Source organism: Collinsella sp. An307, assembly GCF_002161805.1.
Classification (GTDB): Bacteria; Actinomycetota; Coriobacteriia; order Coriobacteriales; family Coriobacteriaceae; genus Coprousia.
In genome coordinates, this window is the sequence record NZ_NFIP01000001.1 from 374,178 (window position 1) to 392,581 (window position 18,404).

General features: G+C 59.2%; 21 protein-coding genes. 15 read left to right on the forward strand and 6 right to left on the reverse strand.

Translation table 11 applies throughout. The features are described 5' to 3' along the window. Positions 1 to 35: 35 nt before the first annotated feature. A complete protein-coding gene (locus tag B5F89_RS01650) occupies positions 36 to 443 on the reverse strand; it encodes a helix-turn-helix transcriptional regulator (RefSeq protein ID WP_087430046.1) in 408 nt (135 codons plus the stop codon). A gap of 144 nt (positions 444 to 587) precedes the next feature. Next, on the reverse strand, positions 588 to 938 hold the full coding sequence (locus tag B5F89_RS01655; RefSeq protein WP_087430047.1) for a DUF2200 domain-containing protein: 351 nt from the start codon (positions 936 to 938) through the stop codon (positions 588 to 590). Positions 939 to 1,123: 185 nt separating this feature from the next. On the opposite strand from B5F89_RS01655, the gene B5F89_RS01660 reads away from it, so the two are divergent. Then, positions 1,124 to 1,684, forward strand: coding sequence for an isochorismatase family cysteine hydrolase (locus B5F89_RS01660; protein WP_087430048.1), 561 nt, complete (start codon positions 1,124 to 1,126; stop codon positions 1,682 to 1,684). A gap of 33 nt (positions 1,685 to 1,717) precedes the next feature. Here the strand turns inward: B5F89_RS01660 and B5F89_RS01665 are convergent, their stop codons facing one another. Continuing rightward, positions 1,718 to 2,227 (reverse strand): AAA family ATPase, encoded by a 510-nt coding sequence (locus B5F89_RS01665; protein ID WP_087430049.1) that lies wholly within the window; start codon positions 2,225 to 2,227, stop codon positions 1,718 to 1,720. Positions 2,228 to 2,370: 143 nt separating this feature from the next. Here B5F89_RS01665 and B5F89_RS01670 point away from each other — a divergent pair, with 143 nt between their 5' ends. The 3 genes from B5F89_RS01670 to B5F89_RS10080 all read left to right on the forward strand — a co-directional run bounded on the left by B5F89_RS01670 (position 2,371) and on the right by B5F89_RS10080 (position 4,623). Continuing rightward, on the forward strand, positions 2,371 to 3,198 hold the full coding sequence (locus B5F89_RS01670; RefSeq protein WP_087430050.1) for a helix-turn-helix transcriptional regulator: 828 nt from the start codon (positions 2,371 to 2,373) through the stop codon (positions 3,196 to 3,198). 135 nt (positions 3,199 to 3,333) lie between these two features. Continuing rightward, the gene (locus B5F89_RS01675) at positions 3,334 to 3,717 is read left to right on the forward strand and encodes an MmcQ/YjbR family DNA-binding protein (protein ID WP_087430051.1); all 384 of its coding nucleotides are present in this window, start codon (positions 3,334 to 3,336) and stop codon (positions 3,715 to 3,717) included. Positions 3,718 to 3,798: 81 nt separating this feature from the next. Continuing rightward, a complete protein-coding gene (locus B5F89_RS10080; RefSeq protein WP_204230545.1) occupies positions 3,799 to 4,623 on the forward strand; it encodes a TipAS antibiotic-recognition domain-containing protein in 825 nt (274 codons plus the stop codon). A gap of 50 nt (positions 4,624 to 4,673) precedes the next feature. On the opposite strand, the gene B5F89_RS01685 is transcribed toward B5F89_RS10080, so the two are convergent. Continuing rightward, the gene (locus B5F89_RS01685; RefSeq protein WP_087430052.1) at positions 4,674 to 5,174 is read right to left on the reverse strand and encodes a hypothetical protein; all 501 of its coding nucleotides are present in this window, start codon (positions 5,172 to 5,174) and stop codon (positions 4,674 to 4,676) included. 399 nt (positions 5,175 to 5,573) lie between these two features. On the opposite strand from B5F89_RS01685, the gene rhuM reads away from it, so the two are divergent. The 3 genes from rhuM (at position 5,574) to B5F89_RS01700 (ending at position 7,489) form a co-directional block, all read left to right on the forward strand. Further along, positions 5,574 to 6,548 carry a RhuM family protein gene (gene rhuM, locus B5F89_RS01690; protein WP_239286627.1) on the forward strand — a complete coding sequence of 325 codons (975 nt, stop codon included), beginning with the start codon at positions 5,574 to 5,576 and terminating at the stop codon, positions 6,546 to 6,548. 132 nt (positions 6,549 to 6,680) lie between these two features. Continuing rightward, positions 6,681 to 7,157, forward strand: coding sequence for a helix-turn-helix transcriptional regulator (locus B5F89_RS01695; RefSeq protein WP_087430053.1), 477 nt, complete (start codon positions 6,681 to 6,683; stop codon positions 7,155 to 7,157). Next, positions 7,157 to 7,489 carry a hypothetical protein gene (locus B5F89_RS01700; RefSeq protein ID WP_087430054.1) on the forward strand — a complete coding sequence of 111 codons (333 nt, stop codon included), beginning with the start codon at positions 7,157 to 7,159 and terminating at the stop codon, positions 7,487 to 7,489. Before B5F89_RS01695 ends, B5F89_RS01700 begins: the two co-directional genes overlap by 1 nt. A gap of 12 nt (positions 7,490 to 7,501) precedes the next feature. Here B5F89_RS01700 and B5F89_RS01705 read toward each other — a convergent pair whose 3' ends face one another. After that, entirely contained in the window at positions 7,502 to 8,077 is a 576-nt protein-coding gene (locus tag B5F89_RS01705; RefSeq protein WP_087430055.1) for a carbonic anhydrase, read from the reverse strand. A gap of 213 nt (positions 8,078 to 8,290) precedes the next feature. On the opposite strand from B5F89_RS01705, the gene B5F89_RS01710 reads away from it, so the two are divergent. The 8 genes from B5F89_RS01710 (at position 8,291) to B5F89_RS01745 (ending at position 16,753) form a co-directional block, all read left to right on the forward strand. Beyond that, positions 8,291 to 8,653, forward strand: coding sequence for a helix-turn-helix transcriptional regulator (locus B5F89_RS01710; protein WP_087430056.1), 363 nt, complete (start codon positions 8,291 to 8,293; stop codon positions 8,651 to 8,653). Between the two features lie 159 nt (positions 8,654 to 8,812). Next, entirely contained in the window at positions 8,813 to 9,913 is a 1,101-nt protein-coding gene (locus B5F89_RS01715) for an AI-2E family transporter (RefSeq protein WP_239286636.1), read from the forward strand. Between the two features lie 76 nt (positions 9,914 to 9,989). Beyond that, positions 9,990 to 10,862: a hypothetical protein gene (locus B5F89_RS01720; protein WP_087430058.1), complete on the forward strand. Its 873-nt coding sequence runs from the start codon at positions 9,990 to 9,992 to the stop codon at positions 10,860 to 10,862. A 123-nt stretch (positions 10,863 to 10,985) separates the two neighbouring features. After that, on the forward strand, positions 10,986 to 11,414 hold the full coding sequence (locus B5F89_RS01725; protein ID WP_087430059.1) for a zinc ribbon domain-containing protein: 429 nt from the start codon (positions 10,986 to 10,988) through the stop codon (positions 11,412 to 11,414). Positions 11,415 to 11,546: 132 nt separating this feature from the next. After that, positions 11,547 to 13,310 (forward strand): threonine--tRNA ligase, encoded by a 1,764-nt coding sequence (thrS, locus tag B5F89_RS01730; RefSeq protein ID WP_087430060.1) that lies wholly within the window; start codon positions 11,547 to 11,549, stop codon positions 13,308 to 13,310. Positions 13,311 to 13,424: 114 nt separating this feature from the next. After that, positions 13,425 to 14,801, forward strand: a complete 1,377-nt coding sequence (locus tag B5F89_RS01735) for a glycoside hydrolase family 1 protein (protein ID WP_204230546.1) — start codon at positions 13,425 to 13,427, stop codon at positions 14,799 to 14,801. Positions 14,802 to 14,922: 121 nt separating this feature from the next. Then, complete coding sequence (locus tag B5F89_RS01740) at positions 14,923 to 16,065, forward strand: PLP-dependent transferase (RefSeq protein ID WP_158098391.1); 1,143 nt, start codon at positions 14,923 to 14,925, stop codon at positions 16,063 to 16,065. Between the two features lie 115 nt (positions 16,066 to 16,180). Then, positions 16,181 to 16,753, forward strand: coding sequence for a manganese efflux pump MntP family protein (locus tag B5F89_RS01745; protein WP_239286628.1), 573 nt, complete (start codon positions 16,181 to 16,183; stop codon positions 16,751 to 16,753). A 153-nt stretch (positions 16,754 to 16,906) separates the two neighbouring features. On the opposite strand, the gene B5F89_RS01750 is transcribed toward B5F89_RS01745, so the two are convergent. After that, positions 16,907 to 17,965 carry a hypothetical protein gene (locus tag B5F89_RS01750; protein ID WP_087430064.1) on the reverse strand — a complete coding sequence of 353 codons (1,059 nt, stop codon included), beginning with the start codon at positions 17,963 to 17,965 and terminating at the stop codon, positions 16,907 to 16,909. Between the last annotated feature and the right edge of the window lie 439 nt (positions 17,966 to 18,404).

Genomic DNA, 18,404 nt, shown 5'->3' on the forward strand with positions numbered 1-18,404 from the left:
ATCTCTCGGCTGAGAATGGCGGAACGTCGCGGACGCTACTCGTCACCCGTGTGCATCAGCTGAACGAGCGCCACACACGCGAGGCCGATGCTGAGCAGACGAATCGCGTCGTTTGGGGTCACCTCGTCCATGATGGTGAGTGCGACGACGCCGACGCCCATGGCGAGCGCGACCGCCTTGAGGACGAGCTCCACGAGTTCGGGTACCTTGGATTCCGTCGGGCCTTCTTGGCCTATGGTCTTAACCTCAAGCAACTCGTCCACCGAGGTGCCGAGCACCTCCGCGAGCTTCGGCAGCGACGTCACGTCGGGAAACGACAGATTGCGCTCCCACTTGCTCACCGCTTTGTCCGTCACGCCCATTTGCCGGGCGAGGTCGAGCTGGGTCATGCCTTTCTCCTTGCGGAGAGCGGAGATAGTGTCGCCGAACGTCTGTTTGGTCATGGTCGTCCTTTCGTTGCGGGCGTTTCCGACGCCTTCATCGTGCCGGGGGCTGCATGCACACTCAACCGACTGCCAGTTGAGTTCCCTCGACCGTCAGTAGAGTCGCAGTTTAGTGCAGGTGCGCTGGTTAATTGTTGCGCACTGTCAGCTTCGGAGAACCTTCTCCAGAGCTCGCCCGCGTGCAAGCTCGTCTACGAGCTTGTCCAAGTAACGTGCATTCTGCTCTATGGGGTCCTCAATTGCTGCCACGTCCACACCGCAAATCTTGCCCGTGATGAGCGTGCGTGCGGGGTTGAGTGCCGGAGCTTCGTCGAAGAATTCCCGGTAGGTGAGGTCACGCTCAAGTTGAAGAGCGAGCTCCGCCTCGTCGTAACCGGTGAGCCAGCAGGTGACGGCGTCGACCTCCGCGCGCGTGCGGCCTTTACGCTCCGCTTTCTGCACCAGTAGCGGATAGATTTGCGAGAACGAGAGCTCGGCGATGGGTTTGCGTGCCATGGTGCCCCTTTCAAGAGCTATCTGCATCCATAGTACCGTTAAAAGGCTGAATCGCTTATTGCTTACGACATCGAGGGGCTGATGGGACGCTAAGATGATGGTTGCTGTTCCAGTTTGCTTTGTGGCGCTGGGATAGACGTTCAGGTTAATGAAAGACCCTGTGAAGACAGGTGAAGGGAACTACCATGCAGATCGATAAGAACAAGACCGCGCTGCTGGTTATCGATGCCATCGAGGCTACGGGTGACGACACGCTCTACGATCCTGAGACCACGACCGGCGCTTACCGTGCCGCCGTGGCGCGCTCGGTCGCCGCCTGCCACGCCGCCGGCATTCCCGTCATCTTCTGCAACGACGCGCATGTTCCCGGGCTCGACCGCGAGCTGGAGCTCTGGGGCGAGCACGGCATCGCCGGCGCCATGCGCATCTTCCCCGAGATCGAGCGTGCCGACTCGGACATCGTCATCCCCAAGCGCCGTTACTCGGGCTTTTTCCAGACCGACCTCGACCTGACGCTCCGCGAGCTGGGCGTCACCTGCGTCATCGCCGTCGGTGCCGACACCAACATCTGCGTGCTGCACACGCTCGCCGACGCTTACTTCAACAACTACGACTCAATCGTAGTGACCGATGCCGCCATGACCTTCCTCTGCGGCACGCAGGAGGGCGCGCTCGAGCATTGCGAGAAGTGCTACGGCTCGGTGCTCGCGACCGTCGACGAGCTGGAGGCCGCGCTCTCGGCATAGACCTCCGCGTTCAATCTCCCAAGGGTGAGGCGTTTACCCGCGCGTTTTGGCAATGCGCGCGGCGACTTCACGCGGCGTGAGACTGGTGGTGTCCACGAGTTCAGTGCCAAGGTCGCGATAGCGTGGGAGGTAGGAGAGCGACCGCGCCACCGCCCCCTCGTCACGCGTGCCCGCGCGCACGTCGCCCTCGATGCGGTGGCACAACTCGTCCTCGTGCGCAACTAGCGAGACGGTGCGGACGTCGGCGTCGCACTCCTCGATGGGTAGTCGCCCGAGGATCTCGTCGATGATCGTGCGCTCGTGCATGACCCAGCAGAGGATTACGTTCTCGTATGCGCCGCAGCACAGGAAGTTGCTGAGCAGGTGACAGATGTTATCGAGCACCATGCGTTTGGTTTCTTCTGTCACTTGGAACGGGTCGGCGCACCAGCACCAATCCCCATCGAGCATGACGGAGGCGGGCAGCATCCGATTGAGTTCACGGCAGACGGTGGTCTTGCCCACACCCATGGGGCCGCCGATAAGGTACAGGGTCTTGGTCATGTGAGCTCCTCTGAGGCGCTTGGATAGTCGTAGCTTATTATTGCAGGTAATGCAGCTTGTAAACCACTTTTTACTGCACTTTGTGCGCCCCTCGGCTACGTTGGGGGGGGTGAAGGAAAGGCGGCGAGGAAACGGAAACGCTCATGGACATCGGCAACCAGATCAGGGAGCGGCGGCAGCGGCTCGGGCTTTCCCAGGACGAGCTCGCGCAGAGGCTCTACGTGAGCCGCGTCACGATCTCGCATTGGGAGACGAACAAGACCCTGCCCGACGTCCAGAGCATGCTGCTCCTCGCGAACCTCTTCGGCACCACGATCGACGAGATGGTGAGAGGGGACGTGGACGAGATGCGCGAGATGGTGGAGAAGAGCGCGCAGCAGAGGAAGGCCTTTGCGATAGCGCTGGGAGCGGTCGAGGTCACCGTCATCGCCGTGCTCGCCTTTATGGCCGTTGCAGGGAGAGACTACCTGGATTCGGCGCTGCGCCTGCTGCTGTCGGTGCTTGTGCTGGCGTTCGCCGTGGTAGTCCTCGTTGCGCGACGCGGCGGGGAGGGCAGGGAGGCCAAGAGCGCGGCCGAGCTCCTGGGCGCGGCGTCAGGCGACCCCGTGGAGGCGGCGCGGGAGAGCGCTTCTGCCAACGTTATGCGGCTGGTGCTTCAGGTCTTCGTGGGGCTCGTCGTGGGCATCGGCGTGCTGGTGATGGGCGGCCTGTTGCTTGACGTGCGGGATTTCACGGGGCTTGCGGCAGCCGTCGGCGGCGCTGCTGCTTTGGCGGCGGCGCAGATCCTGGGCCGGTACACACGCTCAGTGTGGACGGCGGCCGTCCTGCCGACGCTTTGGGTCGCGCTCGTTGTCATTCTCAGCGCTACGACGGGCAACTCTGTCACGCCGCGCAGATGGATCGCCGTCGCGGGTGTTGCAATCTCGTTCCTCGCGTTCTGGGCGATCGGCCGGGGGAAGCGCCGCGGGTAAGTGCGTCCTCGCCGGAATCGATAAGGACACCAGGCGACCGTGGTTGCCTCCTGCGGGGCGCCCTGCGTCTTCGCGCATCCATGTGTCCCCTGCGGGTAGAATCGCTTCAAACATACTCTCTCGAGGAAGTGCACCATGGATCTCTCGCGCATAGACGCCCACCTGCTCTCGCGCCCCGGCGCCACGAAGGCCCTCCACGAGAAGTGGGGCTGGATGGTGTACTGGGTTGGTGGCAGGCAGTTCGCCTGCGAGTTCGTAGCCTCGCCCGACGCGAAGCCGCCCTACGCGGGGCGCCACCTGCTCTCGCTCAAGTGCGACCCCGACCGCATCCTCGAGCTGCGCGCCGGGCACCCGGAGGCCGTGCTGCCCGGCTACTACTCCGACGGGCGCACGTGGGTCTCCATCGACCTTGATGCACATCTTTCCGAGGATCTCGTGCTCGATCTGTGCGACATGAGCTACAACCTTGTCTTCTCCAAGCTGCCAAAGCGCGTACAGCGGCAGCTCACCGACGAGTAGCGGCGCAACAACCTGTTGCTTGCTGGTCGCGCCGCGCTCGAGGACAATGGGCGAGAAGAACCCGAGCGAAAGGACCCCCCGATGATCATGCTCAAGGATGCCCTCGCCCGCCTGCGCCGCGAGCGTGGACTTACTCAGGAGGAGCTGGCGCGTCGCCTTTACATCACCCGCCAGGCCGTGAGTCGCTGGGAGACCGGCGCCACCGAGCCCAGCATCGACATGCTCAAGCTCGTTGCTCGCGAGCTGGATGTTTCTGTGACGGAGCTCCTCGACATGCCTGAGCATTACTGTCAGAGCTGCGGCATGATGTTCACCGCTCCCGATCAGCACGGCCATGAGGCAGATGGATCTGAGGCAGAGGATTTTTGCCGCTGGTGTTACGAGAACGGCGTCTACACGTACGAGACCTCGATGGAAGAGATGATTGAAGATTGCGCGCCGCGTATGGCCGAGGCGATGGGCTGGACTGTGGACGAAGCGGCGTCGCTTTTGGGTGCGGTGCTGCCGACGCTTCGCCGCTGGCGCGAGGTCGCCGAGAACGAGGATGCCTACGGACAGGAGGCCCGGGCTGCCTACGGCGACGAGGTGGTGGACGCGGCGAACGAGAAGTACGTGGCGATGGGGGAGGCGGCGCACCTGCAGGCCGACGAGCTGGCGCTTGCCATCAACGAGCAGCTGCGCCGTGCGATGGAGACAGGAGATCCGGCCGGCCCGGAGGCACGCAAGCTCGTGGCCATGCACGCCCGCTGGCTGCGCATGTACTGGCCGGACGGGCTCTACACGCCCGAGGCCCACAAGGGCCTGGCCGACGGCTACGTCGCAGACGATCGGTTCCGCGCCTACTACGAGAAAGTTGCCCCTGGTGCCGCGCAGTTCCTGCGGGATGCTATCCACGCGTGTGCGTGATTATGCTTCGGGTGTAAGACCTTCCGTCCTGCACCACTACTCGTCGTGCGCTATATCGCGAGTGCGCGCAGTGCGTCCGCGGCTGCCTCTGACGTGAGATAGAGCTTAAGTCCGATGGGGCTCACCTCGAGCCCCACAACGGGGGAGCCCTCATAGGTGGTAACCTCAAGACCCTTGTACTCCTTGAGGTCGTCGGCACTCTGTCCGAGTTTCTGCGTTTCCGGCTCCCACAGCTCGAAGATATACTCCGCCGGCTCTTCCGGCTCCGTAGCAATGCCGCCCTCTCCGGAGAATGGCTCAAAGGCGTCCTCGATTTCCGTCTGGTCGGTCACCTCGCGAATAACCGCGCCGGTTTGGGCGTCCTTTACGACAAGACGGCACACCTTGCCCCAATCGACGTTTGAGAGCGTGTCGGCGAGCTCCTGCGCCTGCGAGGCGAAATCCTCAGCCTGATTGGCGATGTCGCTAGGAGAAGGCATGCCAAAGCATCCCGTGAGGGGCAGGACCATGGTTGCAACGAGCAGGGTGGCGAGGACGGAGTGGGCTCTCATGTGTGTTCCTTCCGGTGCGGGCTCCGCCAATCCTACTACTAAAGCTGATCTACACGATTGTTGGGACCGGAATTAACTAAACGGTTTGCGCCACTTTGATAAAGCCCGCTACGTTTCGTGACAACCGTGCAGCTTCAAAACAATTTTGTTGAATAGTAACGAACAAGTGTTCTTGTCTATGTTATAATGCTCCCAAGGTACGGGGACGAGCAAGAGCCGGCACGGAGGCCCCCAATGGTACGTGTCGGCGGGTATGCCAGATAAGGCACCAAGAGGCTGGCTGCACTGGCTCGACCTCGGGCGGAGTAGCGCTCCCGCTTCCTGGCGCCCGTTAATGCCGGGGCTCACAAGTCGATTGATTAGAAGGCCGATCTGTGAAGCGGGGGATGCTTTATGGCTATGAAAGCTATCAACAACCAACATCATATGAACGATATCGTCAACGACTGCTCTTCAGATGAACAGCGAATCGTATTGTTTGAATCGATAGATGGTCAGGTTGAGCTCTCCGTCAATGTAGAAGAGGAGACTGTTTGGCTTACACAGGCCCAGATGGCAGAGCTGTTTGATCGCACGCAGCCTGTTATTGCCCGACACATTTCGAATGTCTTTAAGGAGAAAGAGCTGGTCAAAGAGGGTAATATGCATTTTTTGCATATTGCTTCTTCGGCTCGGCCGGTCGCGATCTACAGCCTCGACGTCATCATTTCGGTGGGTTACCGCGTGAAGTCCCAACGCGGCGTGGAGTTCCGCCGGTGGGCGACCGATGTGCTCAAGCGCTATATCTTGAAAGGTCATGCCGAGAATGAGGGGCGGCTGCGTCAACTGGGTGAGGTTGTTCGTATCATCGAGCGGATTCCCGGCGAGCTCGCTTCTCGCGAGATCCTTGATATCGTGGAGAGCTACACGGAGGCATACGAGCTCCTCGACGCCTACGATCGCGAGGCGGTGCCGCGCCCGAAGGGGGAACGCTCGACCTATGTGCTCGACTATGACGAATGCATCATGCTCATTTCGCAGATGCGGCCGCGCTTTGCGAGTGACATCTTCGGGCGTGAGAAGGACGACTCCTTCCGCAGCAGCATCGCTGCAATCTACCAGTCGTTCGGTGGCGAGGAGCTTTATCCCTCGATCGAGGAGAAGGCGGCGAACCTCTTGTACTTCGTCATCAAGAACCATTCATTTGTCGACGGCAACAAGCGCATCGCGTGCAGCCTCTTCCTGTACTTCCTCGACCGTAATGGGGCGCTCTTCCGCGGCATCGAGAAGCGGGTGTCGGACAGCATGCTCGTGGCAATGGCGCTCATGATTGCCGAGTCGCGTCCCGAGGAGAAAGAGTCGATGGTCTCGCTCGTTATGAACTTCCTCATGTAAGGTCATCGCGCAAGCGCATTGGACAAGATGCCGAGCGGATTTGCTAGCGCGCCGGAACCATCTTCGAGAGAATGGGGGAGGCGGGGTCCTCGAAAGGAAAGCCTTGCCTCCCGCCTGAAGGAGAGGTCGACGATGATATCGGACAAATTGCTCGCACTTCGCAAGCGCGTGGGCATGAGCCAACAGGAAGTCGCTGCCGCCATAGGCGTGACCAGGCAGACAATCAGCAACTGGGAGCTTGGGCAGGGTTCGCCCGCGCTTGATAAGGCAGCCGAGCTCGCGCGGCTCTATGGGGTGACGCTCGACGACCTCGCGAACGATGAGGTCGACGTGGTCAGTTCGGGCAAGGGCGGGTCCGTCCGTGACCTCCATGTTATCGAAGGGCTCGTGGGCAAGGTTACGACGGTGGAGCTCTCCGACGGCGAGGGGGCTCTTATGCATGCGCTCATTTGCGGCGTTGGTGCTGGATGGATTCGCTTGGAGTGCGACGCGCCTAAGGCCGTCTTTCCAACACCGATTTTCGGTGAGAAGGAGCCTCCACATCGTGTCCTGAAGCTTGTTGACCTGGCCGATGTCGCGGGGTTCTCGATTGAGGATGGTGACCGCTGATGGATTACACGATTCTTGCGATGGCATGCGGGACGTTTGCTATGGTCGTCTACATCATGGCGGTTATGCCGACTAAGAAAGATCTGCGGAAGTTCGTCGATGACGCGCGACCTCGCGAGGTCGAGCTTGGACGGCTGCTGCGGGAGCGTATCGGCTTATCTTGTGAGCTTGTCCTTTCCGAGGCGGGCGTCACAGCGGGCGGTATGCGCCTTGCCGGTACGATCCTAGACGTAGACGACGAGTGGGTGCTCATGGGGTGTGCCAACAAGAAGGGCGGCACTCAGCTTAAGGTTCTACGTATCGCGCTCGTGGAAGGCGTCGAGCCTGCTTGATGTGATGCGAGGCTAAACGTCTACGGGCGCAAGCTCGCCGGTTTGGATGTTGATGGTGAAACCAGATACGGCGACGGAGCCAGGTACCAAAGGATGTGAGCGAATGGTCCGCACGCTACGGGCGACCTCGTCCTCCAAGCGATTGAATCCAGTCAAGACGTCGCGCGCACGTGGTTCGCGCGCGAGCTCCGTTTCGACAGCGTCATGGGGCACACCCGCTTGCTCCAGGGTAGCGAGCAGATGCTTCGCCTCCATGCCGCAGGTTCCGCAGTCTGTGTGACCGATTACCATGACGTCAGTAACACCGAGCTCGGCGATTGCGACAATGAGCGATCTCATCGCCTCGCCGTAAGGGTTCACAATGGTGGCGCCCGCGACCTGGATAAGCGCGGCGTCGCCGTCCCGGATGCCAAGGGCCTGCGGCAGAAGCTCCGTTAGGCGCGCGTCCATACAGGTCACGATTGCAAGCTGTTTGGCAGGGCGCCCCGTTTCGGGCCGCTCGCCTGCGCCGCCCTGCCCCACGAAGGCGCGGTTGTTTGCGAGTATTTCGGAAAATGTCGGGCTATATTCGACCTGCTCTGCATGCATCTCAGGACCTCCTTCAAAAGCAAGGATTTTGCCTTTCGCTTGCTTTAGATGGTAGCTCTTAGCCTGCGTTGCAAGAGCGGTGTTTTGATAACTGGTCTCTTATCTGAAGCGCGCAACCGTAAAGCAACCCAACGTTGCGCGCTAGTTGGTCGAAGCAACCGGAGCCGTACCGTACAATTGCCTTAAGTCCTAACGGATGATCGGAGGTGTCCCATGTTGTTTCCATCTGGTGCTGAGTTCATTATTCTTCTTACCTTCGTGTTGTTTAATGTGGTGCCGCTCATTTTGTTCATCGTTGCTGCCGTCCTTGCCATCCGTTGGTTACTTAGGAACGAGCGAGCGGCAAAGGACCCGGTATCGGTTGCAGTTCGGCGATCTTTGGGCGAAGTGCTTAAGAGCCATCGCGAGCGTTGTCGTATGACGCAGGAGTTCGTGGCGCAACATGTCGGCGTTAGCAGACAGGCCGTAAGCAAGTGGGAGCAGGGCAAATCTGAACCCTCGACATCTAATCTCGTCAAACTAGCGCATCTATTTAAAATTGATCCAGCTGAACTGCTTCGAGAAATAGGGGATTAAGGCTGCTTGTACCTTGAAATCCAGAAGCGTACTAGCGAGTATCCCTTTGGGGTAAGCTAGCGGCATCATATCGACTTGGTGCTCGCCAGCGCTTGCGCACTCAGGGGTAGTTTTATGCAACAGGGCCAACCTTCGACAAAGACTATAGCCGCTATCGCGATGGCCGCCTTTGCGGTGTATCTCGGCATCTATTACTGGCCGGCTATAGAGGGCGTTATTCGTGTGGCCCTATCTTCGCTGGTCCCCATTATTCTTGGGTTCGTTCTCGCATATCCTCTCAACATCCTTATGAGTTTTTACGAGCGCCACCTGTTTCCTCAGGATGGTCAACCTCTTGTTCTGCGCCTTAGGCCGATTGTGAGTCTTGTTGCCGCTATCGCCTCTCTTGTGGGGATTATCGCTGCCGTAGTGGTAATCGTTGTGCCGCAGCTTATCGATTGCGTTCGTCTTCTTGTCGATGAGCTGCCCGTTGCGCTGACGTCCTTTGGTCGATGGCTTGAGGACACCGGCATACTCACACCGGAAACCATAGATGCGATCGGTGACTCGCTCGAGGCCTTCGATTGGAAGACAGGTGTGGGTAGCGCCGCATCGGTCATCATGTCGGGAGTTGTGGACCTGGTTGCTGGCATCGCGAGCGGCACGGCAAACTTCGTTCTTGCGTTTGTGTTCGCCCTTTTCGTCCTGCTCAGCAAGGACCGGCTTTCCCGTCAGGCTAATCTCGTACTGGAGCGCTACCTGCCTGGCCATGCGCTTGCCCGGCTTCGCTATGTGATCGCTGTCGCGGACGATTGCTTTCACCGTTTTCTGGTGGGACAGTGTGCCGAGGCGGCAATTCTCGGCGTCCTCTGTGCCCTCGGCATGCTCGTGCTCGGCCTTCCGCATCCTTGGATGATCGGCGCCCTCACCGCGTTCATGGCGCTCATCCCGATCGTCGGTGCCCTTCTCTCGGGCGTCATCGGCGCTTTCCTCATCCTTATGGAGTCTCCCATTCAAGCGCTCGTATTCCTCGTCTTTATCATCGTGCTGCAGCAGCTCGAGGGCGACCTTATCTATCCGCACGTTGTCGGTTCGTCCATCCAGCTGCCGGGAATCTGGGTGCTTGCAGCGGTTACCGTCGGCGGGGGAGCGTTTGGCATTCTCGGTATGTTCGTTGGCGTTCCGCTTGCAGCGACTGCCTACCGTCTGCTGCGCAACGACGTCTATCGCACGGGGCAGGCGGTCGCACAGCCTAACGACGAGTTCGCTTCACCTCGCTGAGGAGCTTCCTGAACGTACCTAGTATTGCCGGGTATCATGAGGGTATCTGGTTGCCCCTCTGGCGGGGAGGTGCGGTGTGCGGGTTATCGTCGAGACACAGGGCCGTGTCTGCGCCCGCATGCGACGGCGCCTCACGGGGCGTGTGTCTCGTGTGCTGCGTGCTGCCGCCGGTGTTCCCGTAACGCCCGAGGCAACTTCGGTCACCTTTAGACGGATCTCACGCGTCCGCTCGGTTGTGGGGTCGGTGGTGCCGCGTAGCCTGGTTGAGGACGACCGCGTTCGCGCGATGGCGCTCGACCTCGTGTTCGGTAGCGTCCATGTTGCCTTTGCACTCGTCAACATCATTGTCGGCCTTCTCACACGCTCTCCCTGGACGTTCTCGGTGGGTGTTGTGGTCGCGACGCTTAACTCTGGAAAATCTTATCTTGCGTCGGGTGCGCTCATGAGCGTAGCGGCGGACGGGCGGACGGAGAGTAGGACTTCGCTTACCAGATGCGGCAGGGCAGGCGTTACCCTTGTGGTCATAACGCTCGCGTTTTCTGGCATCATTGCGAACCTTGTGCTCCAGGGCTTTGGTAGAACCTACCCCGGATTACTTATATATGCCTACGCCGCTTACGCCCTCGTTTCCATCGTTCTTGCTGTTGTGAATCTCATTCGCTCGCGGCGGCTCAACGTCCTCGCCATCACGGGTGTGCGCCTATTCAATCTGGCGAGCGCCCTTGTCTCGATTTTTGCGCTGCAGACCGTCATCATCTCCCATATCGTGTGGGACGATCTGCCGGCCATCTTTACGCGCAACCTTGCCGAGGGCGCAACGGGAGGCATCGTGTGCCTCTATATGGTGGCAACGGGTCTTTGGCTTGCGCTTACCGCCTATACGCGCCTTGCTAACAGGCAAGATTACGAGCTTCGACTTCGCCCGGGGAGAGGACCTCGCCGTCGCTGACGAGGACGTGCTCGCCCGGTAATATGTTAACAGGCTTCTATGCAGTTGGCGTGTCTGGTGGGGTTGTCTGCTCGTTTGGTATACAATGAGCCCGATATCCGCCTTGACGAAAGGTTTTCATCCATGTCGATCCTCTCTGAGCTTCTCACGCCCGAGCTCATGATGGCGATTTATCTGTTCGTCGCCTTCATCGCCGCTCTGTACGTGCTTTCCGTCATCTACGTGTTCGTTGACGCGCGCCGTCGTGGCATTCAGGCGTTCTGGGCGTGGGGCATCGTCTCGCTCATCCCGTTCATCGGCCTTATCGCTTACCTCGCGCTGCGTCCGCACACCTACCTGGCGGATCGTGAGGAGCAGGAGCTCGACATGGCCCTGCGCGAGCGTCAGCTCTCGCACTACGGCACCTGCCCCAACTGCGGGACCCCCATCGAGCGCGACTTTGTCGTCTGCCCGGTTTGCAACACGCAGGTCCGTAATGTCTGCCCGAGCTGCCACAAGCCCCTCGAGGCGCACTGGAAGGTCTGCCCTTACTGCCGAACGCACATCCAATAGCGCGCGACTCTCTGCCGGCACATCCGGCACCGTTGCGTGCTGCCTTGCGCTCGTGGGCCCTCGCAAGAGGGCCCCGGGCGTTTTTCTTGTTCTGTCAGCACGTTATTCATCAACTCGCTTAAGGAGCGCATCATGAAGGTTCTCTACAACGACGGTCATGTGGACGAGTGCCCGGCTGACGAGGTAACGCACGTTATCCGCCACTCCGCTGCGCACATCATGGCCCAGGCTATCAAGCGCCTCTATCCCGAGGCTGACTTTGCTTACGGTCCGGCCACCGACAACGGCTTCTATTACGATATCGACCTTCCCGAAGGACAGAAGATTTCTGAGGACGATTTCCCCGCGATTGAGGCGGAGATGAAGAAGATCGTTAAGGAGAATCTCAAGTTCACCGTCTTCGAACTGCCGCGTGCAGAGGCCATTGCGCTTATGGAGGAGCGCGGCGAGAAGTATAAGGTTGAGCACATCGGCGACCTCGACGCGGACGCTCGCATCACCTTCTACCAGCAGGGTGAGTACATCGACATGTGCGTTGGCCCGCACCTCACCTACACCAAGGCGCTCAAGGCCTTCAAGCTCACCGGCGTCTCCGGCGCCTATTGGAAGGGCGACAAGGCCAACAAGATGCTCACCCGCGTGAACGGCACCGCGTTTGCCACCAAGGACGAGCTCGACGAGCATCTGCGCCTCATCGAGGAGGCCAAGAAGCGCGATCACCGCAAGATCGGTCGCGAGATGGACATCTTCATGATGCGTGACGAGGCGCCCGGCTTCCCGTTCTTCCTGCCCAACGGCATGATCTTGAAGAACGAGCTTCTGAGCTACTGGCGTGAGATTCACCACGATGCCGGCTATGTGGAGATCTCGACGCCGCAGATCATGAGCAAGCATCTGTGGGAGACCTCTGGTCACTGGGACCACTACAAGGACAACATGTACTCGACTGTCATCGACGACGAGGAGTACTGCATCAAGCCCATGAACTGCCCGGGCGGTGTGCTCGTCTACAAGAGCCGCCCGCACAGCTACCGCGAGCTGCCCATTCGCGCTGGCGAGATCGGCCTTGTCCACCGTCATGAGATGCGCGGCGCGCTCCACGGTCTTTTCCGCGTGCGCTGCTTCAACCAGGACGACGCCCATCTGTTTGTCCGTCCTGACCAACTTACCGACGAGATCGTGGGTGTGGTGAATCTGATCGACTCCGTGTACCAGAAGTTCGGCTTCACCTACCACCTCGAGCTCTCCACCCGTCCTGAGGACTCCATGGGTTCCGACGAGGATTGGGAGCGCGCTGAGGCAGGCCTTCGCGAGGCACTGGACCGCTTGGGTAAGGATTACGTGGTGAACGAGGGTGACGGTGCCTTCTACGGCCCCAAGATCGACTTCCATCTGGAGGACTCGCTCGGTCGCACCTGGCAGTGCGGTACGGTCCAGCTCGACTTCCAGATGCCGCTCAACTTCGATCTCGAGTACACCGACGCCGACGGCGAGAAGCGCCGCCCCATCATGCTTCATCGCGTGTGCTTTGGCTCTATCGAGCGGTTCATCGGCATCCTGATCGAGCACTTCGAGGGCAAGTTCCCCACCTGGCTCGCGCCCTGCCAGGTGAAGGTGCTGCCCGTCTCCGAGAAGAGCCGCGATTACGCTCGCTCCGTTACCGAGAAGCTCGAGGCTGCCGGCATTCGCGCCGTGCTCGACGAACGCGACGAGAAGATCGGCTACAAGATTCGCGAGGCGCGCAACATCGACCGCCCGCCGTACATGCTTATCATCGGCGAGCAGGAGGTCGAGGCCGGCAACATCTCGGTGCGCGACCGCTCGAACGAGACGCACGCACGCGAGCTCGACGACTTCATTGCCGACGTAAAGGCCGAAATCGCCGAGCGCCGGTAGTAACCGGTCGCACCGTTTGGCGGCCCGTGTCGCCATATAGTTATAGGAACGTGCAGGAGCGGGCATCATGGCGATGCCCGCTTTTTCCATATGCTCCAGAAAGGGGAGATGACCGTGTCGCTGCCAAAGGGTTTTCTCTGGGGGAACTCCGTCTCCAGCATGCAGTACGACGGCGCTCAGCATGAGGGCGGTAAGGGGCCGAGCGTCTACGAGCACAAGCCCGGTGCCTGGGAGGAGGCTATCGACGGCTACCATCGCTTTCGCGAGGACAACGAGCTCATGGCGGAGATGGGCATGAACTGCCTGCGTTTTCAGACCTCATGGTCGCGCATCATGCCCGAGGGTGAGGGCGAGGTGAACCAAGAGGGGCTTCTATATTACGAAAACCTTGCCGACGACCTTCTCGCCAACGGCATCGCACCCATGGTGTGCCTCTATCACTTTGATATGCCGCTTGCGCTCGCCGAGAAGTATCACGGGTTTGCTTCCAAGCATGTGGTGGATGCCTTTGTGGACTACGCGAAGGTCGTGATCGACGCCCTTGCGCCCAAGGTGAAATGGTGGATTACGTTCAACGAGCAGAACCTCTACGGCCTTCCGATGGCGTTCGACATCGCCGGCGCACCCGTGCCCGCGGATCCTACCGCACCCGAGCACGAGGCCGAGGTGTACCAGATTGCGCACAACGTCATGGTCGCCCACGCGCGCGTGGTGAATTACCTGCATGGGAACTACCCCGATTGCAAGATCGGCGGCATGTGCGCCTTCACGCCGGTCTATCCGGCAACGCCCGCGCCTGCGGATGTCCTGGCTGCGACTCAGGCAGAACGGTTTGGTAGTTGGATTGTGCTCGACACCTGCGCTCGCGGAGCCTATCCGTCGTACTACACTGCCTATCTGCGCCATCGCGGTATCACGCTAGACATGAGTGCCGAGGAGATCGCTCAAATCGGGTGCATGCGCAACGACTTCTCTGCTATCAGCTACTACCAATCGTCCTGTGTATCGGCCGGTAACCTTTCTGATGATGTGCCGGCTTGTGCGCTCGGTTGGGTTGGCGGCTGCAAGAACCCTCATGTTGAGGCGAACGAGTGGGGTTGGAACATCGATGCGACCGGCTATCGGCGTGCCATCACCGTGATTTGGGAGCGCTGCGGCCTGCCGGTGTTCTCGCTCGAGAACGGTATCGGTTGGCGCGAGAAGCTGCCCGAGGACGGCTCCGCCATCGCGGACGATTACCGTATCTCCTACCATAGGGACCATATCCAAGCTCTGAAGGACTCCGTCGAGCTCGATGGGGCAGAGGTCATCGGGTATCTCGGCTGGGGTCTTATCGACATCCCTTCATCCAGCGGCGACATAGAGAAGCGCTATGGGGCGGTCTATGTCGATTACGCTGCTCAGGGTGCGGACCATCTCAAGCGCATGCCCAAAAAGAGCTTCGCGTGGTTCAGGCAAGCATTCAGCTCAAATGGCGAGGATCTTGACTGATAGCAGCACTTGACCTCACGTGTCCCACCCACGACAAATTACGGTTGCAATGCGCCGCTTGCCCATGCATGCGGCGCATTTTCCCGTATACTTTTACAAGTTGCCTACGAGAGGGGAGACCATGGCTGTGTCGCAGACCGCGCTTGCGGATCGGTTCGCGGAGTTGCAGGGGGCGCGTGCCACCTGGCTCGTTCCCGCCGCCCATACGGTCGATGTCATAGCCAAGATTGGTCTTCTTGGTCCCGAGGACCGTCTCGTTGCCTTCTCCGATGATTTTGCCGATTCCTTTGAGTCCAAGTTCCCTGGTAAGGATGTGCAGCTTATTGCTGATCCCGCGCCCGATGCCTTCCTCGCCGCCTCCGGTTGGGGCGCTCAAGATGAGGAAGCTCCCATTGGATGGGGGAGCGCGCAGCTTGCCGTTACCGGCTCGCCGGCTTCCTACGCTTATCCTGCTGGCAGGACGTCCAATCGCACCTTCTGGTTTGTCGGCTCAATTGGCGGCATTGGCCTTCGTGTGCCTGACTTGAGGGAGCTTTCGCGCGCCGCTGCGGCTTGTGGCGCCTTGCTTATTGTGGATAACACGGTCGCCTCTGCCTTTGGCTGCAAGCCTCTTTCTCTCGGCGCGACCATTGCGCTCGAGGCTCTCGACCGTGTTGGCGCGGGGCGTCTCGGGCAAAAGCTCGTCGCCGTTTCCGTTGCCCGATCGCTCTCCGGACGCGGGCGCCATCGTATCGTGCGGCCCGAGGCGGAGGATGCCTATCGCCTGCTCGCCTTCGGTCTCGGCGACCCTGCCTCACCGAGCGCGTCCGACCTTCTTCCAGAGCATGAACTCCTCGTTCTCCAGGAGGGAATTGCTACGCTACCGGAGCGCATGCAGCGCCATTTCGATAACGCGCGCGCTATCGCCGAGTACCTGCGCTGCCACCCGCGTATCGGGCGCGTGGCGTATCCCGGGCTCAAGACCCATCCCGATTGCGGTCTTGCCTCAACGGTGCTCGAGCATGGCTTCGGTCCTGCCGTGGACTTCTGTCTGACGGGTTCCGCGGATGAAACCGCAGACGAGCGCAACCGCCGCTTCCTCGAGATGTGTCCTGTTGCGAATCGCTCCAAGCGTGCGGGCGGCTGCGCGACGCGCATGAGTGTGGTCACGATGCGTGATGTCAGCTATCTGCGCATCTTCGCTGGTACCGATGACCCTCTCTATGTTGCCGACAGTCTCGATCAGGCGCTTCGCCTCTTCTGCAATCCACCCGAGCCCTTGTAATCTCGCCTCTATAGAAAACGTTTTTTGGTGAGCGGCACTACTATGGGTGCCGTTCAAAGGGGTAGACCACACAATCACAAATATGTTCCTTTCAGTAAGCATCGGGGAGGATGTTTTGGGAACGTTTGATTTCGCCAACCTCGTAGAGGCGCTTGCTTTGGGCGTGGCTCTCGCTATGGACGCAATGGCCGTCACGCTGTCAAATTCTTTATGCGAGCCCGATATGTCGCGCGGCAAGAAACTTGCCATGCCTATCATGTTCGCCCTGTTTCAGATGGCCATGCCCATCGCTGGATTCTTTGGAGGCACGCTCGTAGCCCCACTTATTGAGGCGTATGCGGGTATCGTTTCCCTTGTGATTCTTGCCTTTGTGGGCGGCAAGATGATCGTCGAGGCAGAAGGGGAGCTTCGCGAGCCCGAGGAGTGCCCCACGACGCGCCTGTCGTACCCTACGATTTTCTTCGAGGCTATTGCCACTTCAATCGATGCCTTCATCGTTGGTGTGTCCCTTGCTGCTAGTGGGGCAAATATCGCTCTTTACGGCGGGGCGATTGGTGTCATGACGTTTATCTGCTGCGTCGCGATGCTGCTGGTTGGACGTAAGCTTGGTGCGCACTTTGGTCCGCGCGCTGAGATTGCAGGCGGAATCGTCCTCATCATCATCGGTCTCCGTGCGTTCCTGTCGTAACAGCCTCTATAAGGATCTCACGCGTGAAATGGGCATCAAATTATGATTCGGCTGAGCAGGCTCATGTTTTCTAGTGAATACGAGCACATATTCATGCGCAAGTTTCCGGATTAGGAAAGCAGTTTTCATTTTGATGCCCATTTTTGGTGCGAGCTACCAATCGATTGCGCCTCCATTCTCAAAGAGCTCATAGCATAGCTGTCGTTCTTTCCTAAGAAGCGATGGGCTTTTTGGGATGCGATTGATTTTCAGCTTCTTGAAGATGAAAGAAAGCACGCTTTCAAAAGCGGCTTGGTCTTCGAGGTTTCTGTAGGACAGCTGCACGATGGTGTGGCCCATCGATTGCAAAGCCGTGATGCGGTTAGCGTCTGCGATGGCCTTTTCCTCACGATCGTGGATGAGTTTGCTCTGGCATTCTATGCCTACCTCATCTCCCGAGGCGGGATTGCGTAGCACGATGTCTATATAAGCTTTTGCTTGCCCTGCGACGAGCTGCGCTTGATCTGTCAGCTCAATGCGTGCGTTGAATGTCAGGTCGCTAAGCCCTTCGCCTCCAAGGCGCCTAGGCGTGCTTAACCGTATGCCGGTGCGTGCCTCAAAAGGAGAGGCCGCCCCTTCTCTGGTCAGCCGCAACGCTTGGATAAATGTTGCGCGCCCTTTGGCGCGGGCAAGGTCGTTTGCGAGTTTCTCAAGCTCGTTGATGTTCGAAATCGCAGGGCGCTGCCACAGGTCCGTGATCTTGCCGTTTGCATCAAGAACTGGCTTCCAGCCTCCATGATCACCAGAGGCTTCCTGACTGCAAAGCTCCTGGAGGTATGCACGCTCCTGTTTTGTGGGTCTATAGACGCTGAAGTTTCCGCAGAACTCATGCATGAGCATGGCCAGTTGGACGACGGACAGGTGCGATGCGAGCGTGAACAATGTCAAAGCAGGCGAAGTTACAGACGAGTAAGAGCCAAAATCCCATCTGCTTCCGAACGGCAGCGCAGCGCTGATAAGTTGCGTCTTCTGGTGGACGGTGTGTCGTCGCGCAGCTTGATTGGTGCAAAGCAGATGAACCGGCTGCTTGGGGAGTCCAAGGAGTTCGGCCACACCCTCGAAGGACCAGTTGCCGGGGCCAAGCGCTTGGTCAAGGCGTTCGTCGATTACCTCGTGGATCACGGGCGGCATACGGTGATACCGCAGAGCAGATATGTCACACAGCGTCTTCATGACGACACCTTATACGGTTTCTTCCGTGGATTGGATGAGGATTGTTCCATATGAAGGGCTGTGCGCTGCCGTTTTCCACCATACATGTGGGACGCCTCATTCGACTCAGTCAGCGTTTGGTTTGAGGTTGGTCATTTACCTTTTTCATCGTTCAAAACATAATGGCGTCTATTCCAGATTTCGAAGGCTTGGGCAGCAATCACTGACTCCGCGGGAGGGGCATCACGTAAGACCCGCGTCAGAGCAATGTTATCTGTGAACAACATCAGGGTACTAATTATTTTTTTAAAATATATAGACGATGTGAAGGTAATTCTTGCTGTCCAGGATGTCGCAGATGTACGTCACAAAAAAAGATTATGAGAAACACTTCTTTCCTTAAGGCCGGCGAAGAGGTTGCTATGCCGCAGAATCCCAAGCAAACGTGAGAAGATGTTCT

What these genes read in the sequence shown, in the direction of transcription:
- B5F89_RS01650 (WP_087430046.1), bottom strand. Translation starts at nt 443, where the DNA reads ATGACCAAACAGACGTTCGGCGACACTATCTCCGCTCTCCGCAAGGAG.
- B5F89_RS01655 (WP_087430047.1), bottom strand. Translation starts at nt 938, where the DNA reads ATGGCACGCAAACCCATCGCCGAGCTCTCGTTCTCGCAAATCTATCCG.
- B5F89_RS01660 (WP_087430048.1), top strand. Translation starts at nt 1,124, where the DNA reads ATGCAGATCGATAAGAACAAGACCGCGCTGCTGGTTATCGATGCCATC.
- B5F89_RS01665 (WP_087430049.1), bottom strand. Translation starts at nt 2,227, where the DNA reads ATGACCAAGACCCTGTACCTTATCGGCGGCCCCATGGGTGTGGGCAAG.
- B5F89_RS01670 (WP_087430050.1), top strand. Translation starts at nt 2,371, where the DNA reads ATGGACATCGGCAACCAGATCAGGGAGCGGCGGCAGCGGCTCGGGCTT.
- B5F89_RS01675 (WP_087430051.1), top strand. Translation starts at nt 3,334, where the DNA reads ATGGATCTCTCGCGCATAGACGCCCACCTGCTCTCGCGCCCCGGCGCC.
- B5F89_RS10080 (WP_204230545.1), top strand. Translation starts at nt 3,799, where the DNA reads ATGATCATGCTCAAGGATGCCCTCGCCCGCCTGCGCCGCGAGCGTGGA.
- B5F89_RS01685 (WP_087430052.1), bottom strand. Translation starts at nt 5,174, where the DNA reads ATGAGAGCCCACTCCGTCCTCGCCACCCTGCTCGTTGCAACCATGGTC.
- rhuM (WP_239286627.1), top strand. Translation starts at nt 5,574, where the DNA reads ATGAAAGCTATCAACAACCAACATCATATGAACGATATCGTCAACGAC.
- B5F89_RS01695 (WP_087430053.1), top strand. Translation starts at nt 6,681, where the DNA reads ATGATATCGGACAAATTGCTCGCACTTCGCAAGCGCGTGGGCATGAGC.
- B5F89_RS01700 (WP_087430054.1), top strand. Translation starts at nt 7,157, where the DNA reads ATGGATTACACGATTCTTGCGATGGCATGCGGGACGTTTGCTATGGTC.
- B5F89_RS01705 (WP_087430055.1), bottom strand. Translation starts at nt 8,077, where the DNA reads ATGCATGCAGAGCAGGTCGAATATAGCCCGACATTTTCCGAAATACTC.
- B5F89_RS01710 (WP_087430056.1), top strand. Translation starts at nt 8,291, where the DNA reads ATGTTGTTTCCATCTGGTGCTGAGTTCATTATTCTTCTTACCTTCGTG.
- B5F89_RS01715 (WP_239286636.1), top strand. Translation starts at nt 8,813, where the DNA reads ATGGCCGCCTTTGCGGTGTATCTCGGCATCTATTACTGGCCGGCTATA.
- B5F89_RS01725 (WP_087430059.1), top strand. Translation starts at nt 10,986, where the DNA reads ATGTCGATCCTCTCTGAGCTTCTCACGCCCGAGCTCATGATGGCGATT.
- thrS (WP_087430060.1), top strand. Translation starts at nt 11,547, where the DNA reads ATGAAGGTTCTCTACAACGACGGTCATGTGGACGAGTGCCCGGCTGAC.
- B5F89_RS01740 (WP_158098391.1), top strand. Translation starts at nt 14,923, where the DNA reads ATGGCTGTGTCGCAGACCGCGCTTGCGGATCGGTTCGCGGAGTTGCAG.
- B5F89_RS01750 (WP_087430064.1), bottom strand. Translation starts at nt 17,965, where the DNA reads ATGAAGACGCTGTGTGACATATCTGCTCTGCGGTATCACCGTATGCCG.